Origin of the sequence: [Roseibacterium] beibuensis (assembly GCF_039542305.1) — a bacterium.
In the GTDB taxonomy this organism is placed as follows: Bacteria; Pseudomonadota; Alphaproteobacteria; order Rhodobacterales; family Rhodobacteraceae; genus Roseibacterium; species Roseibacterium beibuensis.
Genome location: NZ_BAABHW010000001.1, coordinates 1,118,888 through 1,144,750 on the forward strand (window position 1 = coordinate 1,118,888; position 25,863 = coordinate 1,144,750).

Below are 25,863 nucleotides of genomic sequence, written 5' to 3' on the forward strand. Positions count from 1 at the left end.
TTGCCTAGATCAGCGAGGGCAGCCACAGCACGATGCCGGGGAAGGCGATCAGGACCGCAACGGTCACCACGTCGGCGACGAAAAACGGCGATGCGCCCCGGAAAACGTCCTGTACCGAGATGGGCAGTTTGCTGTCCTTGGCGACGCCCGCGACGACGAAGCAGTTGAGGCCAATGGGCGGCGTGATCAGGCAAAGCTCGGCCATTTTGACCACGATGATCCCGAACCAGATCGCGCATTCCTCGGCGGTCATGCCAAAGGCCGAGGCCTCGCGCGTGACGTCCGGCCCGCCGTTCAGCGCGATGATCGCCGGGAAGGTCACGGGCAGCGTCAGGATCAGCATCCCGATCGCGTCCATGAACATGCCCAGCACCACGTAGACCAGAAGGATGGCCAGCAGGATCAGGTAGGGCGAATACTCCAGCCCGCCGATGAAGTTGGCAAAGACATCCGGCAGTTGTGCAAAGCCCAGGAAACGCACGAAGATCAGCACGCCCCAGATCATCGCGAAGATCATGGCGGTGAGCTTGGCGGCCTCCATCAGCGCGCCTTTCAGCTCGCGCCACTTCATGCCCTTCCACAGCGCCATGACCAGCACCACGAAGGCCCCAAGCGCGCCCGCCTCGGTCGGCGTGGCCCATGCCCCGTCCTCGCCGCGATAGTAGATCGAGAAGATGATGATGAAGATCACGAACATGATCGGCATCGCGCCGGGCAGCGAGGCAAAACGCTCGCCCCAGGTGTAGCCCGTGACGGGTGGACCAAGGTTCTTTTTCCACTTGGCCAAGCCGATCACCAGTGCGGCGTAGATCAGCGCCGAGACGAAGCCGGGCAGGAAGCCCGCGAGCAGGAGTTTGCCCACAGACTCCTCGACGATGATCGCGTAGATCACGAGGATGGCCGAGGGCGGAATGAGGCTGGCCAGGGTGCCGCCCGCCGCGACCACGCCCGCGGCAAAGGCCTTGTCGTAATTCAGGCGCAGCATCTCGGGGATGGCGATGCGCGCGAAAACGGCCGAGGTGGCGACCGAGGCGCCCGAAACCGCGGCGAAGCCGGCGGTGGCAAAGACCGTCGAGACACCGAGGCCGCCCGGCACCCAGCCGACCCAGCGTTTCGCAGCCTCGAACAGCGTCCGGGTTAGGCCCGCGTAATAGGCGAGATAGCCGATGACGATGAAGGTCGGGATCAGGCTGAGCGCGTAGCCCGAAGATTTCGAATGCGGAACCTGGCCCGCCAGTTTCAGCGCGGTCACAAGGCCCCGGTCAAAGCCCTGCCGCTGCATGAAGAAGACGCACAGCCCGACGATGCCGACGAAGGCCGCGGCAAAGGCCACGCGCACACCGATCAGCACGAGGATCAGAAGCAGCCCGCACAGCCAAAGCGAGACGTCGAAGATGTCCACGCCGTCGAGCAGGGCGCGCATGTCGATATACTCATCCATGACGCCTTACCTTTCGTCGTGTCCGCTGACGGTTTCGGCCTCGTGAAGGGCCTGTTCCATCGGGTCTTCGGGCAGCGGGACCGCGACCGGGGCATCGCCGCCCTGGACCAGCCCGCGTCCATAGCCCCAGAGTTGCAGCACAAGCCGCACCCAGAGCAGGGTAAAGGCCGCCGGAACCACCAGTTTCGCGGGCCAGAGCGGCAGGCCGATGTCGATCGAACTGTCGCGCGAATACAGCGCCATGTCCCAGTCGAAGCTGCGCAGGAAATGGTGCCAACTGCCGTAGATCAGGCCGGTCGTCAGGATCAGCATGAACAGGACCGAAAGGAATTCGGCGAACCACAATGGCCGCCCCTTGAGCCGCATCACGACGATATCCATGCGGATATGCCCGCCCTCGCGCTGGCAGTAGGACAAGCCGAGAAAGGCGAACAGGATCATGAATTGCGAGATCCAGTCGACATAGCCCGGCACCGGCGCGTTGAAGAGCTTGCGCCCCACCACGTTCCAGACCGCCAGCAGCACCAGCATGATGATCGTGGCACCGCCGATCAGGTTCAGCGCGGCCTCGACGCGCAGCACGGCGCGGTCGATCCGTGACAGCAGGCTGTCATCGCTGAGGACATTCGAAGAAGACATAAGGGACCGCCCGGTTCATTTGGGCCACGGCCCGGAGGCACGCTCCGGGCCGTGGGTTTGGTCAGGGAAGGGGCAGGGCTCAGTTGCCCGACCGCACCTCTTGCAGGGTCGCGCCGACAAGGTCGTAGAGTTCCTGCGCCGGAAGGCCGGCGGCATTCATCTCTTCGATCCAGGCCTGATGGATCGGCGCGGCGGCCTCGGCCATCTGGGCCAGTTGCTCATCTGCGATGGTGATGCGCTCGACGCCGCGCTCTTCGAGAACCGCGTCCCAACGGGCGAGCAGCTCGCCATAGTTCTCGAGGTAATAGTCGATCGCGTCATCCACGGCGGCGTCGAGGATCTCGCGATGCTCGTCCGACAGCGCCTCGTAGGCGTCGATGTTCACCACGACCGGGCAGTTCACCGTACCGGGGTTGAGGTTTTCCGTCCACCAATCGGCAATGTCGATGGTGCGGAAGGACAGGTGCGCGTGCTGGGCGAAGGCCACGGTGTCGACCGTGCCGCCTTCCATCGCGCTGTAGGCCTCGGACGAGGTCACGGAGGTCGGCACTGCGCCCATGGCCGAGAACAGTTCGCCCAGGCCGCCGGTGGCGCGCACGCGCATGCCGTCCATCTCGGCGATCTCGTCGCGCGGCTCGCCGGTGCCGACAAGGTTGTATTGCGGCATCGGGCTGGTCATCAGCATGCGCGCGTTCCACTGGGCCATTTCCTCGGCCACGGCGGGGTGGGCATAGACGGCATGGCTGACCGCGACCTCTTCGTCGAGGTTGCGCACGTCCATGAAGGGCAGCTCAAGGACGGTGATCGCGCGGTTCTTGTCCGGGTGGTAACCGGCGCAGAACTGGGCCATCTCGAACGCGCCGATCGAGATCCCGTCGAGGTTCTCGCGGTTGTTCGACAGGCCGCCATAGCTGATGTTCATGGTGAACTCGCCATCGGTGGCCTCGGCCACGGCATCGGCGAGGTAATGGATATGCTCGGTAAAGGCGCGGCGCTGGCCCCAGACCGACACATTCCATTCAGTGGCGAGCGCTTCGCCGACGAAAGACACGGAAAGAACCGCCCCGATGGCGGTTGTCGTCAGATGCTTCATTGATGTTCCTCCCACAGAACACGACCCATTGAACGTCGGGGCCGCTTGCGCAGAGGTTAGACGCGGCAATCTGCCCATGCCAAGGGCGAATCCGGGGTTTCGGTCAGAAAATCTGACCGACTGGTCCCGGCTTTCGCCTTTGGGTTGTATGCCTCGCGCTGCCCATCACGGGGCGGTGGTGCCAAACAAACGCAGGCGCGATACACCGCCATCGGGGAAAAGGTTGAAGCGGATATGGGTCACGGGACCCAGGTTGATCAGTTCGTGGCGATAGGCGTGCTCGGCGTCGGGGCCGAGTTTCTGTTGCGGCAGAAGATCTTTCCAGAACATCGAGTCGGTGATCAACGCGTCGGTCAGCCCGTCGCCGAAACTGCGCAGGTCGGCGGCCTGAATGGACGCACTGTCGGGGTAGTTGCCTTTGAAATGCGCGGTGTCGATGACGCATTTCTCAACCACGCCACGCGCACCAAGGGCGATGATCATCCAGTCATATCCAGGCTCGCGCCGGCGGCGCGTTTCCCAGCCATCGCCCATGTTGATGCCACGCCCCGGGGCCAGCAGGCGGTTGTAATCGCCGTAATGGGCGTCCGAAAACCCGAGGATGCGGCCGCCATTCAGGGCCGCGGCGAGGTCGATCTCGCCCTTGGCGTTGGCATGGTCCAGTTCCGGCACGCCGTAGACCCGCAGCCGCGCGATGCCGCCATCGGGATAGATATGCACGCGCAGATGGGTCCAGCTTTCGAAATTGTCGCATTTGAAAAAGTGATGCGCCGAGGCGCCGAGCGGCTTGTGCGGCAGGATCGTCACCCAACGCTGGTCTTCCGGCGGCCTCTCGCCCTTGAAGGAACAGGCCTCGACCTTGCAGGCGGGCGCGTAGTTGCCGGTGAAATGGCTCGTGTCCACGTCAAAGCCGATGATCCGTCCCGCACCGGCCAGCTTGACGATGGCCATGTCATGGCCCCCGTCGCGGCGGCGCTGCGTTTCCCAGCCATCCATCCATTTGCCGTGATCGTCGAACTTGCCCTCGACGAAGACCGGATCGCTGTCCTGCAACATGCGCTCCAGCGGGGCGAAGAACTGGTTCGTGGCCCAGATCGCCCGCGCGCCAAGGCCCGCCGAGGCAAGGTTGATCCCGGTACGGGCGAAAAGCGGGATGTCGGGGTTCAGGCTCTCGATGCTGGTCATGTCGGGTCCGGTTGGCGCAAGGGGCAAGCGCAGGGGCGTCATCGGAGCGAAAAAGCCCCGGGCGCGCGCCGATGCGTCAAGTGCCCGCGATTGAAGCAGATGCCCGCCGAATAAGCCCGTTTTCATGAAAAGGGCAAGGGGCGCCGTCGGTTTCCATCGCTCATGGCCTTGCAGAGCGCCCGGCTTTTGTCCGAAATGCCTCTAAAACGAACAAACCCGTGCCCGAGGTGCGGGGCGAAGGGACAGTTATGGACACCACCATCCTGCTGCACTGGGCCGAATTCGCGGTCCGCTGGCTGCATGTCATCACTGCGATCGCCTGGATCGGGTCGAGTTTCTATTTCATCGCGCTCGACCTTGGGCTGAGACGGGATCCGAAACCGACCAGCGGCGCCGATGGCGAGGAATGGCAGGTCCATGGCGGCGGGTTCTACCACATCCAGAAATACATGGTCGCCCCGTCGCAGATGCCCGAGCACCTGACCTGGTTCAAATGGGAGAGCTACTGGACATGGCTGTCCGGTTTTGCGCTGCTGGTGTTGCTCTACTGGGTCGGGGCCGAGCTTTACCTCATCGACTGGACGGTGAGGGAGCTTGCACCATGGCAGGCGATCCTGATCTCGGCCCTGTCGCTGACCATCGGCTGGATCATCTATGACCTGCTGTGCAAATCGAAGCTCGGGGACAGCCCGACAATCCTGATGCTTTTGCTGTTCGCGCTGTTGGTCGCGATGGCCTGGGGCTACACGCAGGTCTTCTCGGGGCGGGCGGCCTTGCTGCATCTGGGGGCCTTCACGGCGACCATCATGACCGCCAACGTGGCCATGATCATCATCCCGAACCAGAAGATCGTCGTCGCCGACCTCAGGGCCGGGCGCACGCCGGACCCGAAATACGGCAAGATCGCCAAGCTGCGCAGCACACATAACAACTACCTGACGCTGCCGGTGATTTTCCTTATGTTGTCAAATCACTATCCGCTGGCCTTCGCGTCGGAGTTCAACTGGCTGATCGCGTCGCTGGTGTTCCTGATGGGCGTGACGATCCGGCATTTCTTCAACACGATGCACGCCCGCGGCGGCTATCGGTGGTGGACCTGGGGGGCGACGGCGGCGATCTTTGCCGTGATCGTGTGGCTGTCGGTTCTGCCCCTGGCCGATCGGGCGGAGGACGAGGCCGCCTTGAGCCCCGCCTTTGAACGCTTCGCCGCGCATGACGGGTTCACCCAGGTGGCCGATATCGTGCTAAGCCGCTGTTCGATGTGCCACGCCGAGGAGGTCTTTTGGCCCGGCATCGCGGTGGCCCCGCGCGGCGTCATGCTGGACAGCGAGGCCCGGATCGCGTCCCATGCCCGCGACATCTACCTGCAGGCGGGCGTGACCCACGCCATGCCGCCCGGCAACCTGTCCTTCATCGAGGACGAGGAACGCGCCGCGATCCGTGCCTGGTATCGCGACGTCACGGGCGGCGCATTGTAGGAAACGGGCAGGGAGGGACATATGCCGGCACCCAGAAACGACTTGAAAGGCGCGCTTGCGGCGGGCCAGTTGCAACGCGGCCTTTGGCTGAATCTCGACAGCCCGCTGACGGCCGAAATCGCCGGACGCGCCGGCTTCGACTGGTGCCTGATCGATGGCGAGCACGGGCCGTGGGACCCCGCCGGCATCCGCAACCAGTTGATCGCGCTGGAAAACACGGGCACCAACGCCGTTCTTCGCGTGCCGGTGGCCGAGGATTGGATCCTGAAACAGGCGCTCGATCTGGGCGTGCAGACCGTTTTGGTGCCGATGGTGAACTCGGTGGCCGAGGCCGAGGCGGTGGTGCGCGCCTGCCGCTACCCGCCCGATGGGGTGCGCGGAATGGGCGCCGCCGTGGCGCGCGCCGGCGCCTATGGCAACATCCCCGATTATGCCGCCAGCGCGAATGACGAAATCTGCATCCTTGTGCAGGCGGAGAGCCGCGCGGCCATGGCCGATCTGGAAGGGATAGCCTCCGTCGATGGCGTGGACGGGGTGTTCATCGGACCTGCCGACCTAGGCGCCGACATGGGCTATCGCGACGCGCTGGATGCGCCCGAGCTTTGGGCCGAGATCGAGCGCGGTATCGGCGTGATCCGGGAGGCCGGAAAATCGCCGGGTATCATCGTGTTCGGCGATGACGCCGAGGCACAGATGGTGGAATGGGGCGTGACCTTCCTCGGGGTCGGGTCCGACGCGTCCCTTCTGGCTGCCGCGCTGAAGAAGGCCGCCGCGCCCGCATGATCCGGCTGGCCCATGCCGATGCGACGGCGCTGATCGACCCATCGGTTGGCAATATTCCATCGTGGCAGGTGGGCGCGCGCCGTCCGCTCCATGCGGCACCTTGGCGTGATGACCCCGAGGTGCAGGGCGATGAAAGCTTGCCCCTTGTGAACCGCCGTCTTGCCGGCGATGTCTTCTGCCTGCCCTTTGGCAAGGATGATGTTGCGGGCGATCCACCCCACGGTCTGACCGCCAATTCCGAATGGGATGTCCTGGACCAGGATGTGGCCCATGCGACCCTGCGCCTCAAGGCCCGCCCGCGGGGCACCAAGATCACCAAGCGCGTGCAACTGGTCGAGTCGGCCCTGCTGCAAACCCACGTGGTCGAGGGCGGTGCGGGCGAGGTGACGCTGGCCCATCACCCAATGAGCCGCATGGCGGAGGGCGGGCGACTGTCGTTTTCTCCGAAACGCGCCGCTCTCACCGATCCGGTCGCGCAATATCCCGGCCATAACCTGTGGTCGCTGAACCAGTTGCGGGGCGATCTTCACCTCGATTGCGAGGATGGCAGCCAGTGGGACCTGCACCACTACCCGGCGCGTCACCGGGTCGAGGACTTCACCATCCTCGTGGAGGCGCGCGGGGCAAAACTGGGATGGACTGCGCTGATCCGGCAGGCCGAGGACGACATGCTCATCGTCATCAAGGAGGCCCGGGTTCTGCCCGTCACGATGCTCTGGATCTCCAACGGCGGGCGCGATTTCGCGCCGTGGAACGGGCGCCATACGGGTGTGATCGGGATCGAGGACGGGATCGCAAACGGCACCATGGGCCTGCGGGCCGCGATGGCCGAGAACCGGCTGACCGCGCTTGGGGTGCCCACGACGGTGTCGCTGGGGCCGCGCCATGTCATCCGCCACGCGATGCTGTCGCTGCCGCGCCCACCCGGCTGGGTCGAGATCGCGGCGCTTTCAATCACCCGCGGGACGCTGACCCTGACCGAACGCTCTGGCGCGCGGGTCGACATCCCCTTCATGGAAGGGTTCTTCCCGTCATGACCGCCCAGATCCTCGTCGATGCCGATGCCTGCCCGGTGAAGGAGGAGATCTATGCCGCAGCCTATCGCCACAAGCTGCCCGTGCGTCTGTTCGCGGCGCAGTACCTGCGTCACCCCGATCATCCGCTGATTTCCATGACCATGGCGGGGGAGACCTTCGACGCGGCCGACGACCTGATCGCCGAGGCCGCCGCGCCCGGTGCTCTGGTCATCACCGCCGATATCCCGCTGGCCGCGCGCGTGATCGAGGCGGGGGCGCTGGTGCTGACGCCAAGGGGCGAGGCGCTCGATGCCCGCAATATCGGCTCGAAACTGGCCACGCGCGACCTGATGGCCGATCTGCGCGGCGGGCTGGAGGGGATGACCATGGGCGGCCCCAAGCCATTTTCGAAATCCGACCGCAGCGCATTTGCCAATGCGATCGAAACGGCGCTCAGGCGGCTTGGCAAAGGGTAGGCTGCGCGGGTAGGGGATTTCCAAGGCGCGCGCTTTCCGATAAACGCGCCCCTTCGGATATTCGAGAGAGCGTCATGAGCTTCACCCTCGCCATCGTCGGTCGGCCCAATGTGGGCAAGTCGACCCTGTTCAACCGCCTCGTCGGCAAGCGCCTTGCGCTTGTCGATGACCAGCCCGGCGTGACCCGCGACCTGCGCGAAGGTGCGGCGCGGCTTGGCGATCTGCGCTTTACCGTGATCGACACGGCAGGGCTCGAGGATGCGACCGACGACAGCCTTGAGGGCCGGATGCGCCGCCTGTCCGAGCGCGCGGTCGAGATGGCCGATGCCTGCTTGTTCCTGATCGACGCCCGCGCCGGGATCACGCCGAACGACACGCTCTTTGCCGATATCCTGCGCCGCTCGGGCAAGCCGGTGATCCTGGCCGCCAACAAGGCCGAGGGCCGCGCCGCCGAAGCCGGGCTGATCGAGGCCTGGGAACTGGGGCTGGGCGAGCCGCTGGCCCTGTCGGCCGAACATGGCGAGGGGCTGGCCGAATTGGCCACCCGGCTTGCCCCGATGGTCGAGGCGGCCGAGGAACGCGCGGAAGAGGCCGAGACCGATATCGATGTCGAGGACGATGACGGGGAGGGCGACGGCCCGCGCCCGATCACGGCCAAGCGTCCGCTTCAGATCGCCGTCGTGGGCCGCCCCAACGCGGGCAAGTCCACCCTCATCAATCGCATCATCGGCGAGGACCGCCTTCTGACGGGTCCCGAGGCCGGGATCACCCGCGACTCCATCGCCGTTCCCTTCCAATGGGACGGCACGCATATGCGCATCTTCGACACCGCCGGGATGCGCAAGAAGGCCAAGGTGCAGGAAAAGCTTGAAAAGCTTTCCGTCGCGGACGGGTTGCGCGCCGTGAAATTCGCCGAGGTGGTCGTGGTGCTGCTGGATGCCGCGATCCCCTTCGAGACACAGGACCTGCGCATCGCCGATCTGGCCGAGCGCGAGGGACGCGCCGTCGTGGTCGCGGTGAACAAGTGGGACCTCGAAGAGGAGAAGCAGGAAAAACTGCGCGACCTGCGCGCGGGGTTCGAGCGTCTGCTGCCGCAGCTCAAGGGTGCGCCGCTGGTCACCGTTTCGGCCAAGACGGGCCGGGGGTTGGACCGGCTCAATGCCGCGATCCTCAAGGCCTATGACACGTGGAACCGCCGCGTTTCGACCGCGCGCCTGAACCGTTGGCTGACCGCCATGACCGAGGCGCACCCGCCGCCCGCGCCCGGCGGCAAGCGGATCAAGCTGCGCTACATGACCCAAGCCAAGACGCGGCCGCCGGGCTTTGTCGTGATGTGCTCGCATCCCGACAAGCTGCCGGAAAGCTATTCGCGCTACCTGATCAACGGCCTGCGCGAGGATTTCGACATGCCCGGCACGCCCATTCGCCTCTGGATGCGGAGCCAGGCGGATCAGAACCCCTACAAGGACCGCAAGAAATCGACGCCCTCGCGGCTGTCGAAACACGTCCGGTCGGGCGCGACGAAGAAAAAGGGTTAGCGGCGGCGGGGGCGGAGCGACAGGATCGACCCGCCGACGCCAAGGGCAAAGAGCGCGGCCCCGGCATACCCCATCAGCGCCGAGACCCGCGAGGCCGCCGTTGCATCGAGGTCGAGGCGCGGTGGGCCGAGGTCGGTCAACAGAAGCGGCGCACCGTAGAGAAAGACGAGAACGCCCGCGTAGCTGGCGCCGAACAGCCACGCGAGGGCGCGGGTGTTGGCCTGAAAAACCGCCGTCGCGGCCCAGATCGCGGCGCCGAAGCCGCCCATCACGGAGGCGATGATCAGGGGGCGGCGGTCGGTCACGACGTAGTAGACGTCCTGGAACACGCCATCCTCGCCAAGCGCCCCTTGTGACAGTTGCGTCGCAAAGGCCCGCACGCCCAACCCGAACACCAGCCAGAAAAAGGCCGCCCCCAGGTAGAGGGCGGCCGGTCGTGTCACCGTCATGTAGGCCAGGGCCGGCACCAGAAGCGCAAGAAGACCCCAGAGCAGCATTGTGCGATCAGGCGTTGGCTTCGCGGATTTTCTCGGCGGCGTCCTTGTCGTAGCTGACGCCCTTGTCGTCGAAAAGCTGGTCCAGTTCGCCCGACAGCGTCATCTCGGTCACGATATCGCAGCCGCCGACGAATTCGCCCTTCACGTAAAGCTGCGGAATGGTGGGCCAGTCGGAATAATCCTTGATGCCCTGGCGGATGTCCTCGTCGGCCAGCACGTTCACGTCCTGGTAGGTCACGCCCATGTAGTTCAGCACGCCCGCCACGCGGCTGGAGAACCCGCATTGCGGCATTTCCTTGCTGCCCTTCATGAACAGGACAACGTCATTCGCGGTCACGGTGTCCTTGATCCGGGTTTGTGCATCGTCTGTCATGGTTGGGTCCTGTTCTGCGTCGGTTGCTGGGTTTGGGTCGCTAGAGGCGATGTCTGGGTCGTTGTAGTCGCTGGGATCGAAGGTTTCGGGATCGAAGCCGCTTTCGTCTTCGGCGAGCGCCCCGACATGGCTCGTTCCTGTTTCCTCGTTGAAGGTCAGGCCATATTGTGATCGGCCTTCAGACTTGTAGCGCCTCAATTCGTGAAACACCGCGTAGAAAAACACGATGATGAAAGGGGACAGGATTATCGCGGCGAGCAGTCGCGCATTCATGCGAGAGAGACCTCATTCCGGGGCTTTCGTGGTCAGGGCCAGCGCGTGCAACTCCCCCTGGCTGCCGTCCATCTTGCCCTTGAGCGCGGCATAGACGGCGCGCTGCTGCTGCACCCGGTTCATGCCGCGGAAGCTTTCGTCGATCACCTGCGCCGCGAAATGCTGGCCATCGTCGCCATGCACGGTGATTTTCGCATCCGGAAATTGTTCACGGATCATCGTTTCGATTTCATGGGCGGTGATCGCCATGTCAGTCGTTCCCCCGGACGTGTCGTTGAGAAAAATGTAAGCACGTGGAATGGCACACGCAAGCCGTGCGCGCGCCCCTTTCCGTCGATCCAAGCGTCAGGCGAAATGGCCGGCGAAGGCCTCGGCCCAGATCGTGCGCAACTCGTCCAGCGGCGCATCCGACCCGCCGATGCGGACCGTATCGCCGTTGAACTTGCCAACCGTCTGGATCGTCACGCCCGCCCGTCCGGCGGCCACCATCAAGGCTTCGGCCTTGTCGAAGCTGCACGCGATCAGGTAGCGCCCCTGGTCCTCGCCAAAGAGCGTGGCCGTGTCCGCCGCATCGAGCGTCACGCCCACCTCGCCGGCAATGGCCATTTCCACCGCGGCCAGCGCAAGGCCCCCGTCGCTGAGGTCGGTGCAGGCGTTGATCCATTCGCGGTTTTCGCGGATGAATTCCCCGTTGCGCCGCTCGGCGTCCAGATCCACATGGGGCGCGTTGCCGTCTTCGCGGTTGAACACCTCGTAGAGCAGGGCGGATTGACCCAGATGGCCCTCGGTCTCGCCGACGAGAATCGCCAGATGCCCGTCCCGCGCTGTGCCCGCGATCAACTCGTCGAGGGACGTCAGCAGACCGACCGCGCCAATGGTCGGGGTCGGCAGGATGCCTTGCCCGTCCGTCTCGTTATAGAGGCTGACATTGCCCGACACGATGGGCATGTCGAGGGCCGAACAGGCCGCGCCGATGCCTTTGATCGCGCCGACGAACTGGCCCATGATCTCGGGCTTTTCGGGGTTGCCGAAATTCAGGTTGTCGGTGGTGGCCAGCGGCTTTGCCCCCACGGCGCAGAGATTGCGGTAGGCCTCGGCCACGGCCTGCTTGCCGCCCTCTTCGGGGTTGGCCCTGACGTAGCGCGGCGTCACGTCCGAGGTGAAGGCAAGCGCCTTTTCGGTGCCATGCACGCGCACGACCCCCGCGCCGAGGCCCGGGGCCACGACCGTGTCGGCCATGACCATGTGGTCGTATTGCTGGTAGATCCAGGACCGCGAGCAATAATTCGGGCTGCCCAGCAGGATTTTCAGCGCGTCGATGGCATCGACTTCGGGGACCGGCTCCAGCTCCGTCGCTGGCTCGGTCGGCACCCAGGGCCGGTCATATTCCGGCGCTTCGGACGAAAGTTTCGACAAAGGTACGTCGGCCTTGACCTCGTTGCCATGGAGGATGACGAAACGGTCCTCGGCGATGGTTTCGCCGACGATCGCGAAATCGAGGTCCCATTTCTCGAACACCGCGCGCGCCTCGGCCTCCTTTTCGGGGTGGAGCACCATCAGCATCCGTTCCTGAGACTCCGACAGCATCATCTCGTAGGCGGTCATGTTCTCTTCGCGCTGCGGCACGTCATCAAGGCGCAGCTGCACGCCAAGTCCGCCCTTGTCGCCCATTTCGACCGCTGAACAGGTCAGGCCCGCGGCCCCCATGTCCTGGATCGAGATCACGGCGCCGGTCGCCATCAGCTCCAGCGTGGCTTCCATCAGGCGCTTCTCGGTGAAGGGGTCGCCCACCTGCACCGTGGGGCGCTTTTCCTCGATCGTGTCGTCGAACTCGGCCGAGGCCATGGTGGCCCCGCCAACGCCGTCGCGACCCGTCTTGGCGCCAAGATAGACCACCGGCATGCCGACGCCCGAGGCCTCGGAGTAATAGATCTTGTCGGCATCGACCAAGCCGGCGGCAAAGGCGTTCACGAGGCAGTTGCCGTTATAGGCGGCGTGAAACCGGGTCTCGCCGCCGATGGTGGGCACGCCGAAGCAGTTGCCGTAGCCGCCGATCCCTTCGACCACGCCATGCACCAAGGCCTTCGTCTTGGGGTGGTCCTTTTCGCCGAAACTCAACGCGTTCATCGCCGCGATGGGGCGTGCGCCCATGGTGAAGACATCGCGCAGGATGCCGCCCACGCCCGTCGCAGCCCCCTGGTAGGGTTCGATATAGGAGGGGTGGTTGTGGCTCTCCATCTTGAAGACCACGGCCTGACCGTCGCCGATATCCACGATGCCCGCGTTCTCGCCGGGGCCGCAGATCACCTGCGGCCCGTCCGTAGGCAGGGTGCGCAGCCATTTCTTCGAGGATTTGTAGGAGCAATGCTCGTTCCACATGGCCGAGAAGATGCCCAACTCGGTGAATGTCGGCTCGCGCCCCATGATCTCGAGCAGACGCTCGTATTCGTCGGGTTTGAGGCCATGGGCCTCGATCAATTCTTGCGTGATGGCAGGTTCGGTCATCTGTCCCCTCCGGTTGGCCTGTCTTTAGGGCAGGGCGGGCGCAGGGAAAAGGGCCTGCATCGCCTAAACCCTGCGCCGAAAGGTCAGGGACGTGGCATGGTCATACCCCGGGTGCGCGCTGGCGCCGACCAATGTGAAACCGAGGCGGCGGAATGTCCGGTGATTTTCGCGCAACTCAACCCGGGTCTGTAGCTCGAGTCGGCTCAGCCCGCGTTTGCGTGCTGTCTGCGCCGCAGCCTCGATGATCCCGCGCGCGAGGCCCTGGCCACGCTGCGACGCGGCAACGGCGAGCTTCCCGAGGTAGTAGCACTCACCTGTGATCGTGCCGAACGCGCAGGCCACCGGCGCCCCACCATCGCGGATCAAATACAGATCTTCGGTCCGGCTTTTCTGTTCCAACCCCTCAGGCGTCAGCCGCAGGAGGGACGAGGGCGGATCGATTCGACCGTCCATATAGGCGAAGCTGTCGCTCAACAGCCCATGCAGACCCAACCAATCCTCGAAATCAGAGGGGTTTGTTTCCACTTCAGAAACGATGGGCTGGGCGGTCATGCGCATCCCCGTATCTGACCAGACGCCAAAAAAAAGGCCGAGACGAATCTCGGCCAAAGTCCAACAGGGAGGTAATGAAGGGGCAGTTGCCTGCGCCGCTCCATTAATGCTGAAATAGTCAGCACATTGGAATCGATCAAGCCGTTTCGTGCCGCGCCGCCGCAATCCGGGTATGAATGTGGCGCATAGCACACAGCCAAGGGTAGAAAGGGCTCGGCCTGTGCGGGGGTGCACTCAGGCGGATTCCCCGGCAGCGGCCTCCTTCAGTCGACGGCGATGCGCGATCACCTCTTCGGTGACGAATTCCCGGAATGCCTCGATCCGTTTTGAGTGGCGCAACTCCTCGGGGTAGGCGAGGAATACGGGCACTTCGTTGGACTCCACATCCGGCAAGACGCGAACGATCTCCGGGAAATCCTGCGTGAGGTAGTCGGGCAGAACCCCGATGCCGAGGTCGTGGATAACCCCCTGCAAGACGCCGAAATAGTTGTTCACGGTCAGATGGCTGCCGACGTCGTAGCTCATCAGTTCACGCACCAGCACGGCGCCCGACGACACCTGCGCGGAATTCGCGTTCTGGCTGATCAGGCGGTGCTCGCTCAGATCTTCCAGCGTTTGCGGCGTGCCGTGTTTTTCCAGGTAGCTCGGTGAGGCGTAGAGGCGCATGTTGATCGCCATCAGCTTGCGGCGGATCAGGTCGGCCTGGCTCGGCTCTTTCATGCGGATCGCCACATCGGCCTCGCGCATAGGCAGGTCCAGCACGCGCTCTTCCAGCATCAGGTCGATTTTCAGGTCCGGATACTTCTCGTACAGCGCGGGCAGGCGCGGGGCGAGCCAGAGCGACCCGAATCCGATCGTCGTGGTCACCCGCAATTCGCCGAAGACCTCTTCCTCGCTGTCGCGGATTCGGGCGGCGGCGGCCTCCAGCCTTTTCGTCATGTGGCGCGTCGCGTCGAACAGGAGTTCGCCCTGTTCCGTCAGGATCAGACCCCGCGCGTGGCGATGAAAGAGCGTCGTGTTCAACCCTTCTTCCAGGGCGCGAATCTGTCGGCTGACCGCGGATTGGCTCAGGTGCAGGGTGTCACCCGCATGAGTCAGGCTGCCCGCGTCGGCAACGGCGTGAAAGATGCGCAGCTTGTCCCAATCCACGTTTCAAATCCTCGGCATTACATTTGCGCATACCAGATATGCGGGTCTGAAAGCGCGTTCAAAGGCAAAAGCGCCTTTGCCCGAAATTCCGTCGTCATTTGTATACCATTGAACGCGAACCCCGCGAAAAAGTGGTTTTCAGGTCAGTATTTTTGACCTATAATCGATATATAGTGAAAGCCCCAGCTGGCAAGGGAGGTGCCCCATGGGTTTGCAACAGGTTTCCCTTTCGGACCGGTTCGACCTTACGAAATCGCCCGTCCTTCTGAACGGCACGCAGGCGCTGGTGCGCCTGATGCTGGCGCAAAAAGCGCGGGACCGTGCCGCGGGGCTGAACACGGCCGGCCTTGTCACCGGCTATCGCGGATCGCCCCTCGGGGCGGTCGACATGCAGATGATGCGTGCGGGCAAACAGCTGACGGACGCCGACGTCGTTTTCCAGCCCGGTCTGAACGAGGACCTGGCCGCGACCGCTTTGTGGGGCAGCCAGACCGCCGAGCTGCGCGGCGAAGGGAAATACGACGGCGTCTTCGGTCTCTGGTATGGCAAGGGGCCGGGCGTGGACCGGTCAGGCGATGTCATGCGTCACGTCAACATGGCCGGCACCTCGCCGCATGGTGGCGTGCTGATGGCGATGGGCGACGATCACACCGGCGAATCCTCGACCACCTGCCACCAGTCCGACTGGGCGCTGGTCGATGCGCATATGCCCGTCCTGTCGCCGGCGGGCGTGCAGGAAATTCTCGATTTCGGGCATTACGGCTACGCGCTGTCGCGGTTTGCCGGTGTCTGGGTTGGCCTCAAGACCATGAAGGACACGGTCGAGGCCACGGCGGTTGTCGATGGCCGCCCCGACCGGATGTCCTTTGTCCTGCCCCAGTTCGACATGCCCGAGGGCGGGTTGAACATCCGCCTCGGCGACCACTGGGTTCCGCAGGAAGAACGGCTCGTCGCGCACAAACGCTATGCCGCCGAGGCATTCGCCCGCGCAAACGGCATCGACAAGCGGGTCTGGGGCAAGCCGGGGGCGAAGATCGGCCTTGTCGCTGCGGGCAAGAACTGGCTCGACCTGATGTCGGCGCTCTCCGCCCTGGGGATCGACGCGCCGGAGGCCGAACGCCTTGGCATCACGACCTACAAGGTGGGCCAGACCTGGCCGATGGACATGACATCCCTGCGCGATTGGGCCGAAGGGCTCGACCTGATCGTCGTGGTCGAGGAAAAGCGCAAGCTGATCGAGGTGCAGGTCAAGGAGGCGATCTTCGACGATCGTCGCGGCCGCCGCGTCTATGGTTACCGGAAGGGCGGGGATGGAGAGATCCTCTTCCCGACCCACTTCGCACTCGATCCCGGCGATATCGCGCTGAAACTCGGTCATATCCTGATCGAGGAGGGGCGCGAGACCGACCGCATCCGCGCCGGCATGGCGAAGGTTGAACAGGCGATGCGCGCCTCCAACACGCCTGACCTCGCGCAGCGCACACCGTGGTTCTGCTCGGGCTGTCCGCACAATACCTCGACCCGCGTACCCGAGGATGCGCGCGGCGGGGCCGGCATCGGCTGTCACTTCATGGTCAAATGGATGGACCGCAACACCGAGGCCTATACCCATATGGGCGGCGAAGGCGTGAACTGGGTGGGCGAGGCGCCGTTCTCGACCCGCGATCACGTGTTCCAGAACCTCGGGGAGGGCACCTACAACCACTCGGGCATCCTCGCCATTCGCGCGGCCGTGGCGGCGGGGACCAACATCACCTACAAGATCCTCTTCAACGATGCTGTCGCCATGACGGGCGGGCAGCATAACGAGGGCGACCTGGACCCGGCCCGCATCGCGCATGAAGTGCAGGCCATGGGGGTCGAGCACATCGCGCTGATCTACGACCCGAAGGAAGAGATCGACTTCTCGCTCTTCCCCAAGGGCTGCGAGCGGCACGAACGCGACGACCTGATGACCGTGCAGGAGAAATACCAGACGCTGAAAGGCGTCTCGGTCATCATCTACGTCCAGACCTGCGCCGCCGAGAAGCGCCGCCGCCGCAAGCGCGGCACCTTCCCCGACCCGGATCGCCGCGTCTTCATCAACACCGATGTCTGCGAGGGCTGCGGGGATTGCGGGGTGCAGTCGAACTGCGTCTCAATCGTGCCGGTGGAGACCGAGCTTGGCCGCAAGCGCGCCATCGACCAGTCGAGCTGCAACAAGGATTTTTCCTGCCTCAAGGGCTTCTGCCCCAGCTTCGTCACGGTCGAGGGCGGCAAGATCCGCAAGCAGGCAACGGCCGAGGTCGATCTGTCGGGCCTGCCGGACCCGACGCTGCCTGCCATTGACGGCACCCATAACGTGCTGGTCACCGGCGTGGGCGGTACGGGCGTCGTCACCATCGGGGCCGTCATGGCGCAGGCCGCCCAGATCGACGGCAAGGGGGCCGGCATGATCGAGATGGCGGGCCTTGCGCAGAAGGGGGGGGCCGTCTGGATCCACCTGCGGCTTGCGGACCGCCCCGAGGATATCAGCGCCATCCGCATCGGCGCCGGCGAGGCCCATGCCGTGATCGGCGGCGACCTGGTCGTGACCGGGGGCGCCAAGACTCTGTCGGCCATGCGTACAGGCCAAACAGGCGCCGCCGTGAACAGCCACGAGATCATCACCGGCGCCTTCACCCGCGACCCCGAGTTCCGCATCCCCGGAGAGGACCTGAAAACGGCGATCAGCGCGCGGGTGCAGGACCGCCTCGCGCTTTTCGATGCGACGGACCTGGCCAAGGCGCTTTTGGGCGACTCGATCTATTCCAACATGATGACCTTCGGCGCGGCGTGGCAGATGGGCCTGGTGCCGCTCAGCCACGACGCGATCCGCGCGGCCATCGAGCTGAACGGCGCCGCCGTGCAGACGAACCTGCAGGCCTTCGAGATGGGGCGGTGGGCCGTTGTGAACCCCGATGCCGCCGAGCGGCTGACGCGGTCGGACGTGATCGAGTTGCCGAAACCCCTCGACGAGAAGATCGCATTCCGCGAGGCGCATCTGACCGACTACCAGGGGCCGCGGCTTGCGAAACGCTACCGCAAGATGGTCGACGGGATCGACGATCCGCGCCTCAAGGAGGCTGTTGCAAAGGGCTATCACAAGCTGCTGTCCTACAAGGACGAGTACGAGGTGGCGCGGCTGCATTTGCAGACGGCGGAAAAGGCGCGAGAGGAATTCGAGGGCGAGTTCACGCTGAAATACCACCTTGCCCCGCCGCTGATCCCCGGCACGGACGCCAATGGCCGCCCGAGGAAACGGGCCTTCGGCCCGTGGATCGAATCTGCCTATCCGCTGCTTGCAAGGATGAAGCGTCTGCGCGGCACGCCACTGGACCTCTTTGGCTACAGCGCAGAGCGCCGGATGGAGCGCCGCCTGATCAAGCAATACGAACGCGACATGGCGGCCTTCATCCCCGAAGCGCGGTCCGAGACGATGGATGCCCTCGTGGCGCTGGCCGAACTGCCCTTGCAGATCCGTGGCTTCGGCCCGGTGAAAGAGGCCAATGCCGAGAAGACGGCGCGGCAAAGGGAAGATCTGCTTGCGCTTCTTCGCGCAGGCGGGGCGCCCTTGGCAGAGGCCGCCGAGTAGACCAAAGCAGGGATTGCGCCGGCTTCGCCGTCGCCCGGTGGAGGCGCGGCCTCACGCCTCCTGCGGAGGCGATCGCCCGCGCCTTGGCGCGTCGCGCCGATGCATATTTGAAGGATAAAGATCGGGCAGGATCGTGCTTGTTTCTTTATCCGGGGAAGTATCCTCGGGGGAGCGCGAGGGGGCAGACAGCCCCCTCGCACGGGTCGGCGCGCGTCAGCGCGGCGAACCCCATTGGATTCAGCGGTCGGGCGGGATCAGGCCGAGACCGCGCAGGTAGATTCCGATCCCCGCTTCCAGCAGGTCCTCGGGCGGGAAGGGGGTGTTGGCCCCGGGCCGTCCGCGCGCGAAGAGTTCCACGACCCCATGGCTCATGGCCCAGATATGGGAGGAGAACATCGTCGGCGGCGGGCGTTTTTCAACCGGCAGCTGCTCGCTCAAGGCCTCGGCCGCGCGTTCGAGGACCGCGCGCGAGCGGCTGGCGGCGGCGGCGAGTTCGGGCGTCGCGTTGGCCGAGGTGCCGCTTTCGAACATGGCCATGTAGTGGCCCGGGTAGCGCCGCGCGAAAGCGAGATAGGCGCGCCCCGTCGCCTCGAAGGCCGCAAGCGCGGAGGGTTGGCCGCCGTTGAACGCATGTTCCATCAGGTCCGAGAAGATCGCGTGCCCCTGCCGCGCGCATTCCGCGATCAGGTCCTCGCGCCCCTCGAAATGACGGTAGACCGCGGCGGGCGTTACGCCGGCATTTTTCGCCGCCTCCGACAGGGTGAAACCGGTCGGGCCCTTTTCCTCGATCAGGCGCAGGGCCGCGTCGACCAGCGCCTGCTTGAGGTTGCCGTGGTGATAGCCGCGTTTTGACATGCGCTCAGCCGCCGTTCGGCGCGGAGTGATCGGCCCACATCTCGGGGCCGCCGCAGATCATGGGGTCGGGCTTGCCGACCAGCTCGTCATCCTTGCCCGGATAGTCCATGCCCGACAGGATCGCCCGGATCACGGCCAGCCGCGCGCGGCGCTTGTCATCGGCGCGGATCACCGTCCAGGGCGCATGCGCCGTGTGGCCAAGCGCCAGCGTTTCGCCGATCGCATCCGAATAGGCGTCCCATTTCTTGAGGCCTTCGACATCGATCCAGCTGAGTTTCCACTGTTTCAGCGGGTCATTCTCGCGGTCGAGGAACCGGCGGAGTTGCTCGGCTCGGCCCACGTTCAGCCAGAGTTTCGTCAGGCGTACGCCGTCGCGCACCAGCATATGCTCGAAATCGGGCAGTTGGCGGAAAAAGGCCTGCCGCTGCTCGGGCATGCAGAAGCCGAAGACATGCTCGACCACGCCGCGATTGTACCAGCTGCGGTCGAATAGCCGGATCTCTCCGGCGGCGGGCAAGTGGTGCACGTAGCGCTGGAAATACCATTGGCTGGCTTCGCGCTCGGTCGGTTTCTGCAAGGCCACGACGCCGGCCACCCGCGGGTTGAGGTTTTCGCGCACGCGCTTGATGGACCCGCCCTTGCCGGCCGCGTCGCGCCCTTCGAAGACCACGGCAATGCGTTCGCCCGTGTCGCGCACCCAGGCGTGGAATTTCACCAGCTCGATCTGAAGCGCGGCGAGTTGACCCTCGTACTCCTTCTTGTCCATCCGTTCGGGATAAGGGTAGCCGGGGTCGAGGATCGTGTCCTTCTTGGCGGATTTGATCGCCTTGCGCACGCTTTCGGGCGCCTCTTCCTTGTAGAACCTGGTGATCGCGCCATCGAAGGGTTTGCTCATCTGGCCTGCCTTTGCCGTCATGTTATGAGGCGTCACATTAGGCGGCGGGGCCGCTCAGCGCAATCCGGCGCGGGACGCGGTGCGGTCGATGGCGGCGTCGGTCGCTTCGGGCACGGCATGGTGGGGCATGTGACCGATCCCGTCGAGCACGGTCAGGTTGGCGCCGGCGATCTGCTGCGACAGCGGGATCGAATGCACCCTGAGCTGCACGGTTTCGTCCGCATCGCCGTGGACGATCTCGACCGGGACGGCAATCTCGCCATAGCGCGGGACCTGTGCCGTGATTTCCTCCAGCAGGTTGGCGCGCTGCAAGGCGTTGGCCCGCATCGACACGCGGCGCAGCGTCAGGCCCGCGCCGATATGGGCGTGGTATCCCTCAGGCGCCATGTCGGGCAGAAAGACGCTGTCGATCGTGTCGTCGACCACGCGGTCCGGCACCCAGGCCGTAAGCGCAGGGATCACGAGGGATTGTCCGATGGGGTGCGACAGCACGGTGTAATAGGTGCCGAGGCCGGTGCTCCAGGGGTTCGAGGCCGCCGCAGACAGGGTCAGCCCCGACAGCCGCTCGGGATGATGCACCGCCCAGGCCAGCGCGACCGAGCCACCATAGGAATGGCCGAAGACCAAAGGCCGTTCGGCGCCGAGTTCGGTCGCCGCGCGCACCAGCAGGTCGGCTTGTTGGCGCAGCGTCGCGCCGGTGCGGTTGATCCGGTCCGTGTAGCCGAGCCCTGGCCGGTCGAAGACGATGACGCGGTAGCGCCCGGCCAGCCGGTCCACCATCGCGAAGGTGAAATCGCGGGTGTTTCCGCTGGCCCCGTGGATCAGGACAAGGTCGGGGCCGCTGCCGCGCAGGACATAGTGCACGCGATGCCCGTCGATCGTCAGGAATTCCCCCTCGGGCGGCCAATGTTCCTCGGAGAGGCGTTCGTGCCGCGCCGCCTTCCAGAGCGTCAGCGCGACCGAAAACACAACAAGGCCAAGCAGGAGGAGAATGAGCTTCATTCGCCCTTGCGCCAGTCCGTGCTGGTCGTGCCGATCCGCTCGATCTCGAAGGGGGTGGTCAGGTAGACCTCGGAAATCCAGTTGCCGTAGAGCAGATGCGCCTGGCTGCGCCAGCGGTTCGGCGGGCGGCGCGCGGGATCATCATCGGGGAAATAATTCACCGGCAGCTGGATCTCGGCGCCATCGACCTGCGCGCCGGCGAGGTCGCGCTGGTATTCCTCGTTCAGCGTGCCGCTGTCGTATTCGAGATGGTTGAAGACATAAAGCGCGCGGCGGTCGGGGTCCTCCACGAGGCCCGTCCCCACGGCGTCCGAATGCAGCAGCACGGGCAGGCCGGCGGCCTCGATCTCGTCGCGGCGCATCTCGGTCCAGCGGCTGACCGGCATGACGAAGTCATCCGAGAAGCCGCGCAAATAGGGGCTGTCGGGGGCAAGGTTCTGGTGCCGGTAGCACCCGAAGAGCTTTCGCGGCAGCAGATGTTTCTTCACCCCATGGAAGTAGTGGATCATCGCCATCCCGCCCCAGCAGACGCCGAAGGTGGAATGGACATGGGTCTGGGTCCACTCGAAGACGCGGGTCAACTCGTCCCAGTAGGTGACCTCTTCGAAGGGCAGATGCTCGATCGGGGCGCCGGTGATGATCAGCCCGTCGAATTTCTCGCCCGTGGCCTCGACATCGCGGAAGGGGCGGTAGAACTCCTCCATATGTTCCGGCGCGGTGTTGCGGGTCTCGTGATCGGTCATGCGGATCAGCGAGAATTCGACCTGCAGAGGCGTCGCGCCGATCAGCCGGGCGAATTGCGTCTCGGTCTGGATCTTCTTGGGCATCAGGTTGAGAAGCGCGATGCGCAGCGGGCGAATATCCTGCTTGTCGGCGGCGCGCCGGCCCATGACCATGACGCCCTCGTCCTTCAGGATCGAGAAGGCGGGCAGGCTGGTGGGCAGGCGAATGGGCACGGGCTGAATTCTCCGATAGGTCCGGGGGGTTGATCTAGGCGCTTGCGGCGCGGCGTCCAAGGGCGGCGGCGACCATCGCTTCGGCATCGGCGGCGTCACGCACGCTTTCGACCTCGGCCGCGGTGACGCTGACGCCCCAGTGTTGCGCCATCGCGGCATAAAGCGGCGCGCGATGGGCCAGGGCGCGGGCATAGGCAAACCGCACGAAGGCGTCGGGGTCGACCGTCTCGGGCGACTGGCCGCTCTGGTCAAGGTAGCTGGCCCATTCCGCGCGCAGGAAGGCGGGTTGGTAATACATCGGTTTCGGCGCGCGGTCGAAGCGGCGGATCAGTTCATCGGTATGGGCCTCGGTGCCCTCGATCCAGACCAGCAGCGTGTGGTGCGAAAGCGCGCAGAGCACCTCGTCCTTCGGGTTGGCCGGGTCCACCACCTCGCAGATCGACCCGCCGGTGTCGTTCACGAAATGCGGGTAGCCATAAAGGTCATGGGCACGGGCGATGAAGGCGGGTGTATCCAGCAACGCGTTGATCTCGGCCCGGCGGTGCAGGTCCTGCCGACGCATGTATTCATCGAAGGGCAAGCCGCCCTTGGCCGGATCGCCCGGCTTGCCAAGATAGGTCGAGAGCGGCGCGAGGTTATCGAAGCGGATGTTGGAGCCGATATAGATCGAATCCGAGCGCAGCAGGTCCGCCAGGAACGGCACCTGCATGGCCTGCCGCTTGAGGTTGTCTGTGATGTGCTCACCCATATAGGCGGTGCCGATGCGGTAATCGATCGAGTAGTGGAACCAGTCGCCATGCTCGCGCAGCAGGCTGGCCAGCCGCGTCTTCCCAAGCCCCGACATGCCGAAAACCGATAGGCGTTTTTCGGGCGACGCAAGCCACGCCTCGGGGCTGTCATAGAGAAGGGGCATGGACGACACCTTGATGGGATGAACAAGCGTGCCGTTTCCTAGCGCAGCCACGCGAGACCGGGAAGGGGCGTTTTCCCAGCCGGTCCAAGTGACGAGGCATAGGGTGTCAGCGCGGGGTCAGGGTCGTGATGCCAAGGTTTCCGGCGCGCGCCAGGTCGGGGTCAAGCGTCATGGGCACGTATTCGCCGCGCCGCCACAACTCCCCCAGATCGTCGTAGTGACGGCTCAACGGGTGGCCGGACTGGCCCGTGGAGATGATGAAGACCGAGCTTTCGGGATCGGCGAAATCATAGACACCGCGATAGCCAGCCGCGTGTATGTTGGCGTAGGGCGTCGGTCCATCGCCAAGGGTGGCCCCGCGTTGCAGCGTGAAATCCCCGCCCGAGGTGGGCTGCCGAATGTTCACGATCCATGAAAACAGCCGCGTGTCGCCCAAGACCGGGTGATCGTGATGCGCCTCGTGCGCGGCGCCCCAGCGCCAGCTTTCGAGGTCTCCGCCATAGGCCTCGGACAGTTCCTGCAAGGCGTCGTCCAGCGCCAGCCGCGCGATGCCGGTACAGGTCTCGGTCGCGGTCGAGGGGCCCACGTCGCACCAGACCGCCGCGCCGTTCACGTCCCGGAACACCCGTTCGATGAAGACCGGCTCAAGCTGCCAGAATTCGTCGGCCAGCGGGCCGATCTCGTCGCGGATCAGGCGCTGTTGCAGGTGCCGCATCCAGCTTGCGTAGATCAGCGGCTCGGGCAGGTGTTCGTTCATCTCGCCGTCCCAATCGGCCAGAAGCTCCAGCGCGCGCTGGCGTCGGCGTTCCGGCGTCCCGGCGGGGGCGGTTTCACCGGTGAACCACAGGTCCCGCGCGACGAGGGGCAGGATGTTGCGCGCCGCCGCCGAGACCGCGTCTAGCTGCGCCTCGATGAAGCTGTCGCGGGTATGCACCTGCCGATCGCGCATCAGCCGCGTAAGTCGCGTGATGCGCTGCGTGTCGCCCCAGTCGAAGCTGATATGGAGCGGGAAATCGCGATCCACCGACTTGTTGTTCGTGTTGCCAAGGACACCGCCCTCGGGGTCGATGAAGGTGGGGTTGGCGAAATACTGCGTGATACCTTGCCAGCGGTTGTCGGGCTCCCAGCCCGGCGAGGGCATGCGTGCCTGCGTCTGGTGGCCGGTCATGCGCCAGGGGATGTGGCCGATCACCTGCATGCCGATGCGCCCGTCGGCGCTGGCCACCATCAGGTTCTGCGCCGGCGCGACGAAATCCTCGCCCGCGGCAAAGGCCTCCTCGATGGTCTGCGCGCGCATCAGGCGCATGCCGGTCTGGATCGAGGTGTTCTCGTCGGTCAGGGCCGTCCAGCTCAGGCTCATGACATGGCCCGGCGGCGTCACGGTCGCGATGTCGTAATGGGTGCCGGGGATGACCGGCCCGTTCTCGGTATTGCGCAGGGTGATGGTGATCGGTGTCTCGTCCGCGATCTCGATGATCGAGCGGCGCGTCGCGAAGGGAGCCCAGCCCTCCGGCGTGCGGTACTCCTGCGGGTTGTCGGGGTTCAGTTCCTCGACATGCAGGTCCATGTCGTCGAGATAGGCGTTGGTGATGCCCCAGGCCAAGGTCTCGCTGCGGCCGGCCACCACCATGGGCATGCCAGGGATGGTCCCCCCGATCACGCCGCCGGTCGAAAGCTCCAGCCGGGCAAGATACCAGGGCGAGGGGGCCGTCAGTTCCAGATGCGGATCATTGGCCAGAAGCGCACCGCCCGCGGCCGAGCGTTCGGGCGTGGCCGCAAAGATGTTCGACGCCCCGCTGCGCCCCCGCCCGAGATAGTTGGGATGCAGCGGATGGCGCGGGGGCGAAACGCTCTGCGCGTAGCGCGGCAGCGGCGCATCGAAAAGACTTGCGTAATCGGCCAGTTCGGTCGCGCCCGTGCCCGGGGCATCCGGCAGCAGGTCGGCCAAACGTTCCGGGTCATCCAGCGCCAGCGCCGCGCGGGCGCGCAGCACCTCTTCCTCGTGATGGTTGGCCAGTTGCAGGGCCATGGCAAAGCTGACCGCGACGCTGTCGGCGGGGCGCCACGGTGCGATTTCCGGTTCGAACAGGAACAGTTCGGGCGCGCCGCGACCCAGGGCTTCGGACCCGACCAGCCGGATCCACGCGTTCACGCCGTCGGAATAGGCCTGCAACTCGGATATGGTCCGCGGCTCCAGCGCCTCGACCGAGCGGCGCGCATGCCCGTAAAGATCCAGCCGCCGCATCAGGTCATCGATCTGCACCGTGGGCCGCCCGAAGAGCTCGGACAAGCGGCCCTGCACGGTGCGCCGGACCATGAGCATCTGCCACAACCGGTCCTGCGCATGGGCAAAACCGAGGCCGTAGAACACGTCCTCGTCGGTTTCTCCGAAGATATGCGGGATGGCCGAGGTGTTGCGCACGATCTCGACCGGGCCGGTCAGCCCGTCGACCTGCCAGTTGGCGTCGTACTCGGGGATCGAGCGCCCCGCAATCCACCAGACAACGGCAATCGCGGCCACGCTCAGCGCGATCGCGATCGACACCAGTCGCACTAGCCAGCGCAGGATGACGGGCATGAAACCTCGGGGCGGAAAACTACCGCGCCATCTAGCCGGTCAGAGACGCGAAT

At 65.1% G+C, this 25,863-nt stretch carries 22 protein-coding genes; 6 read left to right on the plus strand and 16 right to left on the minus strand.

The features are described from left to right. Positions 1-4: 4 nt before the first annotated feature. From ABD923_RS05570 to alc, 4 genes are all read right to left on the minus strand, one after another. Positions 5-1,441, minus strand: coding sequence for a TRAP transporter large permease (locus tag ABD923_RS05570; protein WP_405048267.1), 1,437 nt, complete (start codon positions 1,439-1,441; stop codon positions 5-7). 6 nt (positions 1,442-1,447) lie between these two features. Next, positions 1,448-2,080 carry a TRAP transporter small permease subunit gene (locus ABD923_RS05575; protein WP_222187431.1) on the minus strand — a complete coding sequence of 211 codons (633 nt, stop codon included), beginning with the start codon at positions 2,078-2,080 and terminating at the stop codon, positions 1,448-1,450. A gap of 79 nt (positions 2,081-2,159) precedes the next feature. Further along, positions 2,160-3,173: a TRAP transporter substrate-binding protein DctP gene (gene dctP, locus ABD923_RS05580; protein WP_259546212.1), complete on the minus strand. Its 1,014-nt coding sequence runs from the start codon at positions 3,171-3,173 to the stop codon at positions 2,160-2,162. Positions 3,174-3,338: 165 nt separating this feature from the next. Further along, entirely contained in the window at positions 3,339-4,358 is a 1,020-nt protein-coding gene (alc, locus tag ABD923_RS05585; protein ID WP_259546211.1) for an allantoicase, read from the minus strand. Positions 4,359-4,606: 248 nt separating this feature from the next. Between alc and ABD923_RS05590 the strand changes: the two genes are divergently transcribed. The 5 genes from ABD923_RS05590 (at position 4,607) to der (ending at position 9,649) form a co-directional block, all read left to right on the plus strand. Next, positions 4,607-5,836: a urate hydroxylase PuuD gene (locus ABD923_RS05590; RefSeq protein WP_259546210.1), complete on the plus strand. Its 1,230-nt coding sequence runs from the start codon at positions 4,607-4,609 to the stop codon at positions 5,834-5,836. A gap of 21 nt (positions 5,837-5,857) precedes the next feature. Next, on the plus strand, positions 5,858-6,619 hold the full coding sequence (locus ABD923_RS05595; RefSeq protein ID WP_259546209.1) for an HpcH/HpaI aldolase family protein: 762 nt from the start codon (positions 5,858-5,860) through the stop codon (positions 6,617-6,619). Beyond that, positions 6,616-7,656, plus strand: coding sequence for an aldose epimerase family protein (locus ABD923_RS05600; protein ID WP_259546208.1), 1,041 nt, complete (start codon positions 6,616-6,618; stop codon positions 7,654-7,656). Before ABD923_RS05595 ends, ABD923_RS05600 begins: the two co-directional genes overlap by 4 nt. Next, entirely contained in the window at positions 7,653-8,111 is a 459-nt protein-coding gene (locus ABD923_RS05605) for a YaiI/YqxD family protein (protein ID WP_259546207.1), read from the plus strand. The genes ABD923_RS05600 and ABD923_RS05605 overlap by 4 nt, the downstream gene beginning before the upstream one ends. 74 nt (positions 8,112-8,185) lie before the next feature. Continuing rightward, positions 8,186-9,649 carry a ribosome biogenesis GTPase Der gene (der, locus tag ABD923_RS05610; protein ID WP_259546205.1) on the plus strand — a complete coding sequence of 488 codons (1,464 nt, stop codon included), beginning with the start codon at positions 8,186-8,188 and terminating at the stop codon, positions 9,647-9,649. On the opposite strand, the gene ABD923_RS05615 is transcribed toward der, so the two are convergent. The 6 genes from ABD923_RS05615 to ABD923_RS05640 all read right to left on the minus strand — a co-directional run bounded on the left by ABD923_RS05615 (position 9,646) and on the right by ABD923_RS05640 (position 14,998). Then, positions 9,646-10,146: a hypothetical protein gene (locus ABD923_RS05615; protein ID WP_259546204.1), complete on the minus strand. Its 501-nt coding sequence runs from the start codon at positions 10,144-10,146 to the stop codon at positions 9,646-9,648. The two genes, der and ABD923_RS05615, sit on opposite strands and share 4 nt — an antisense overlap. Positions 10,147-10,153: 7 nt before the next feature. Continuing rightward, positions 10,154-10,519, minus strand: a complete 366-nt coding sequence (grxD, locus tag ABD923_RS05620) for a Grx4 family monothiol glutaredoxin (protein WP_222189570.1) — start codon at positions 10,517-10,519, stop codon at positions 10,154-10,156. A 285-nt stretch (positions 10,520-10,804) separates the two neighbouring features. Beyond that, positions 10,805-11,041: a BolA/IbaG family iron-sulfur metabolism protein gene (locus tag ABD923_RS05625; RefSeq protein ID WP_222187421.1), complete on the minus strand. Its 237-nt coding sequence runs from the start codon at positions 11,039-11,041 to the stop codon at positions 10,805-10,807. A gap of 96 nt (positions 11,042-11,137) precedes the next feature. After that, complete coding sequence (gene purL / locus ABD923_RS05630) at positions 11,138-13,297, minus strand: phosphoribosylformylglycinamidine synthase subunit PurL (protein WP_259546202.1); 2,160 nt, start codon at positions 13,295-13,297, stop codon at positions 11,138-11,140. 63 nt (positions 13,298-13,360) lie between these two features. Further along, complete coding sequence (locus ABD923_RS05635; RefSeq protein WP_345229432.1) at positions 13,361-13,906, minus strand: GNAT family N-acetyltransferase; 546 nt, start codon at positions 13,904-13,906, stop codon at positions 13,361-13,363. A gap of 177 nt (positions 13,907-14,083) precedes the next feature. Further along, complete coding sequence (locus ABD923_RS05640) at positions 14,084-14,998, minus strand: LysR family transcriptional regulator (protein ID WP_259546199.1); 915 nt, start codon at positions 14,996-14,998, stop codon at positions 14,084-14,086. A gap of 205 nt (positions 14,999-15,203) precedes the next feature. On the opposite strand from ABD923_RS05640, the gene ABD923_RS05645 reads away from it, so the two are divergent. Continuing rightward, positions 15,204-18,611 carry an indolepyruvate ferredoxin oxidoreductase family protein gene (locus tag ABD923_RS05645; protein ID WP_259546198.1) on the plus strand — a complete coding sequence of 1,136 codons (3,408 nt, stop codon included), beginning with the start codon at positions 15,204-15,206 and terminating at the stop codon, positions 18,609-18,611. 237 nt (positions 18,612-18,848) lie between these two features. Here ABD923_RS05645 and ABD923_RS05650 read toward each other — a convergent pair whose 3' ends face one another. From ABD923_RS05650 to ABD923_RS05675, 6 genes are all read right to left on the minus strand, one after another. Next, complete coding sequence (locus ABD923_RS05650; RefSeq protein WP_222187411.1) at positions 18,849-19,466, minus strand: TetR/AcrR family transcriptional regulator; 618 nt, start codon at positions 19,464-19,466, stop codon at positions 18,849-18,851. A 4-nt stretch (positions 19,467-19,470) separates the two neighbouring features. Next, a complete protein-coding gene (ppk2, locus tag ABD923_RS05655) occupies positions 19,471-20,361 on the minus strand; it encodes a polyphosphate kinase 2 (protein WP_259546197.1) in 891 nt (296 codons plus the stop codon). Positions 20,362-20,415: 54 nt separating this feature from the next. After that, positions 20,416-21,363 (minus strand): alpha/beta fold hydrolase, encoded by a 948-nt coding sequence (locus ABD923_RS05660; protein ID WP_259546196.1) that lies wholly within the window; start codon positions 21,361-21,363, stop codon positions 20,416-20,418. Further along, positions 21,360-22,319, minus strand: a complete 960-nt coding sequence (locus tag ABD923_RS05665) for a homoserine O-succinyltransferase (protein WP_259546195.1) — start codon at positions 22,317-22,319, stop codon at positions 21,360-21,362. Before ABD923_RS05665 ends, ABD923_RS05660 begins: the two co-directional genes overlap by 4 nt. 34 nt (positions 22,320-22,353) lie before the next feature. Continuing rightward, complete coding sequence (locus ABD923_RS05670) at positions 22,354-23,232, minus strand: ATPase (protein WP_259546194.1); 879 nt, start codon at positions 23,230-23,232, stop codon at positions 22,354-22,356. A 106-nt stretch (positions 23,233-23,338) separates the two neighbouring features. Beyond that, positions 23,339-25,810: a penicillin acylase family protein gene (locus ABD923_RS05675; protein ID WP_259546193.1), complete on the minus strand. Its 2,472-nt coding sequence runs from the start codon at positions 25,808-25,810 to the stop codon at positions 23,339-23,341. Positions 25,811-25,863 lie beyond the last annotated feature (53 nt).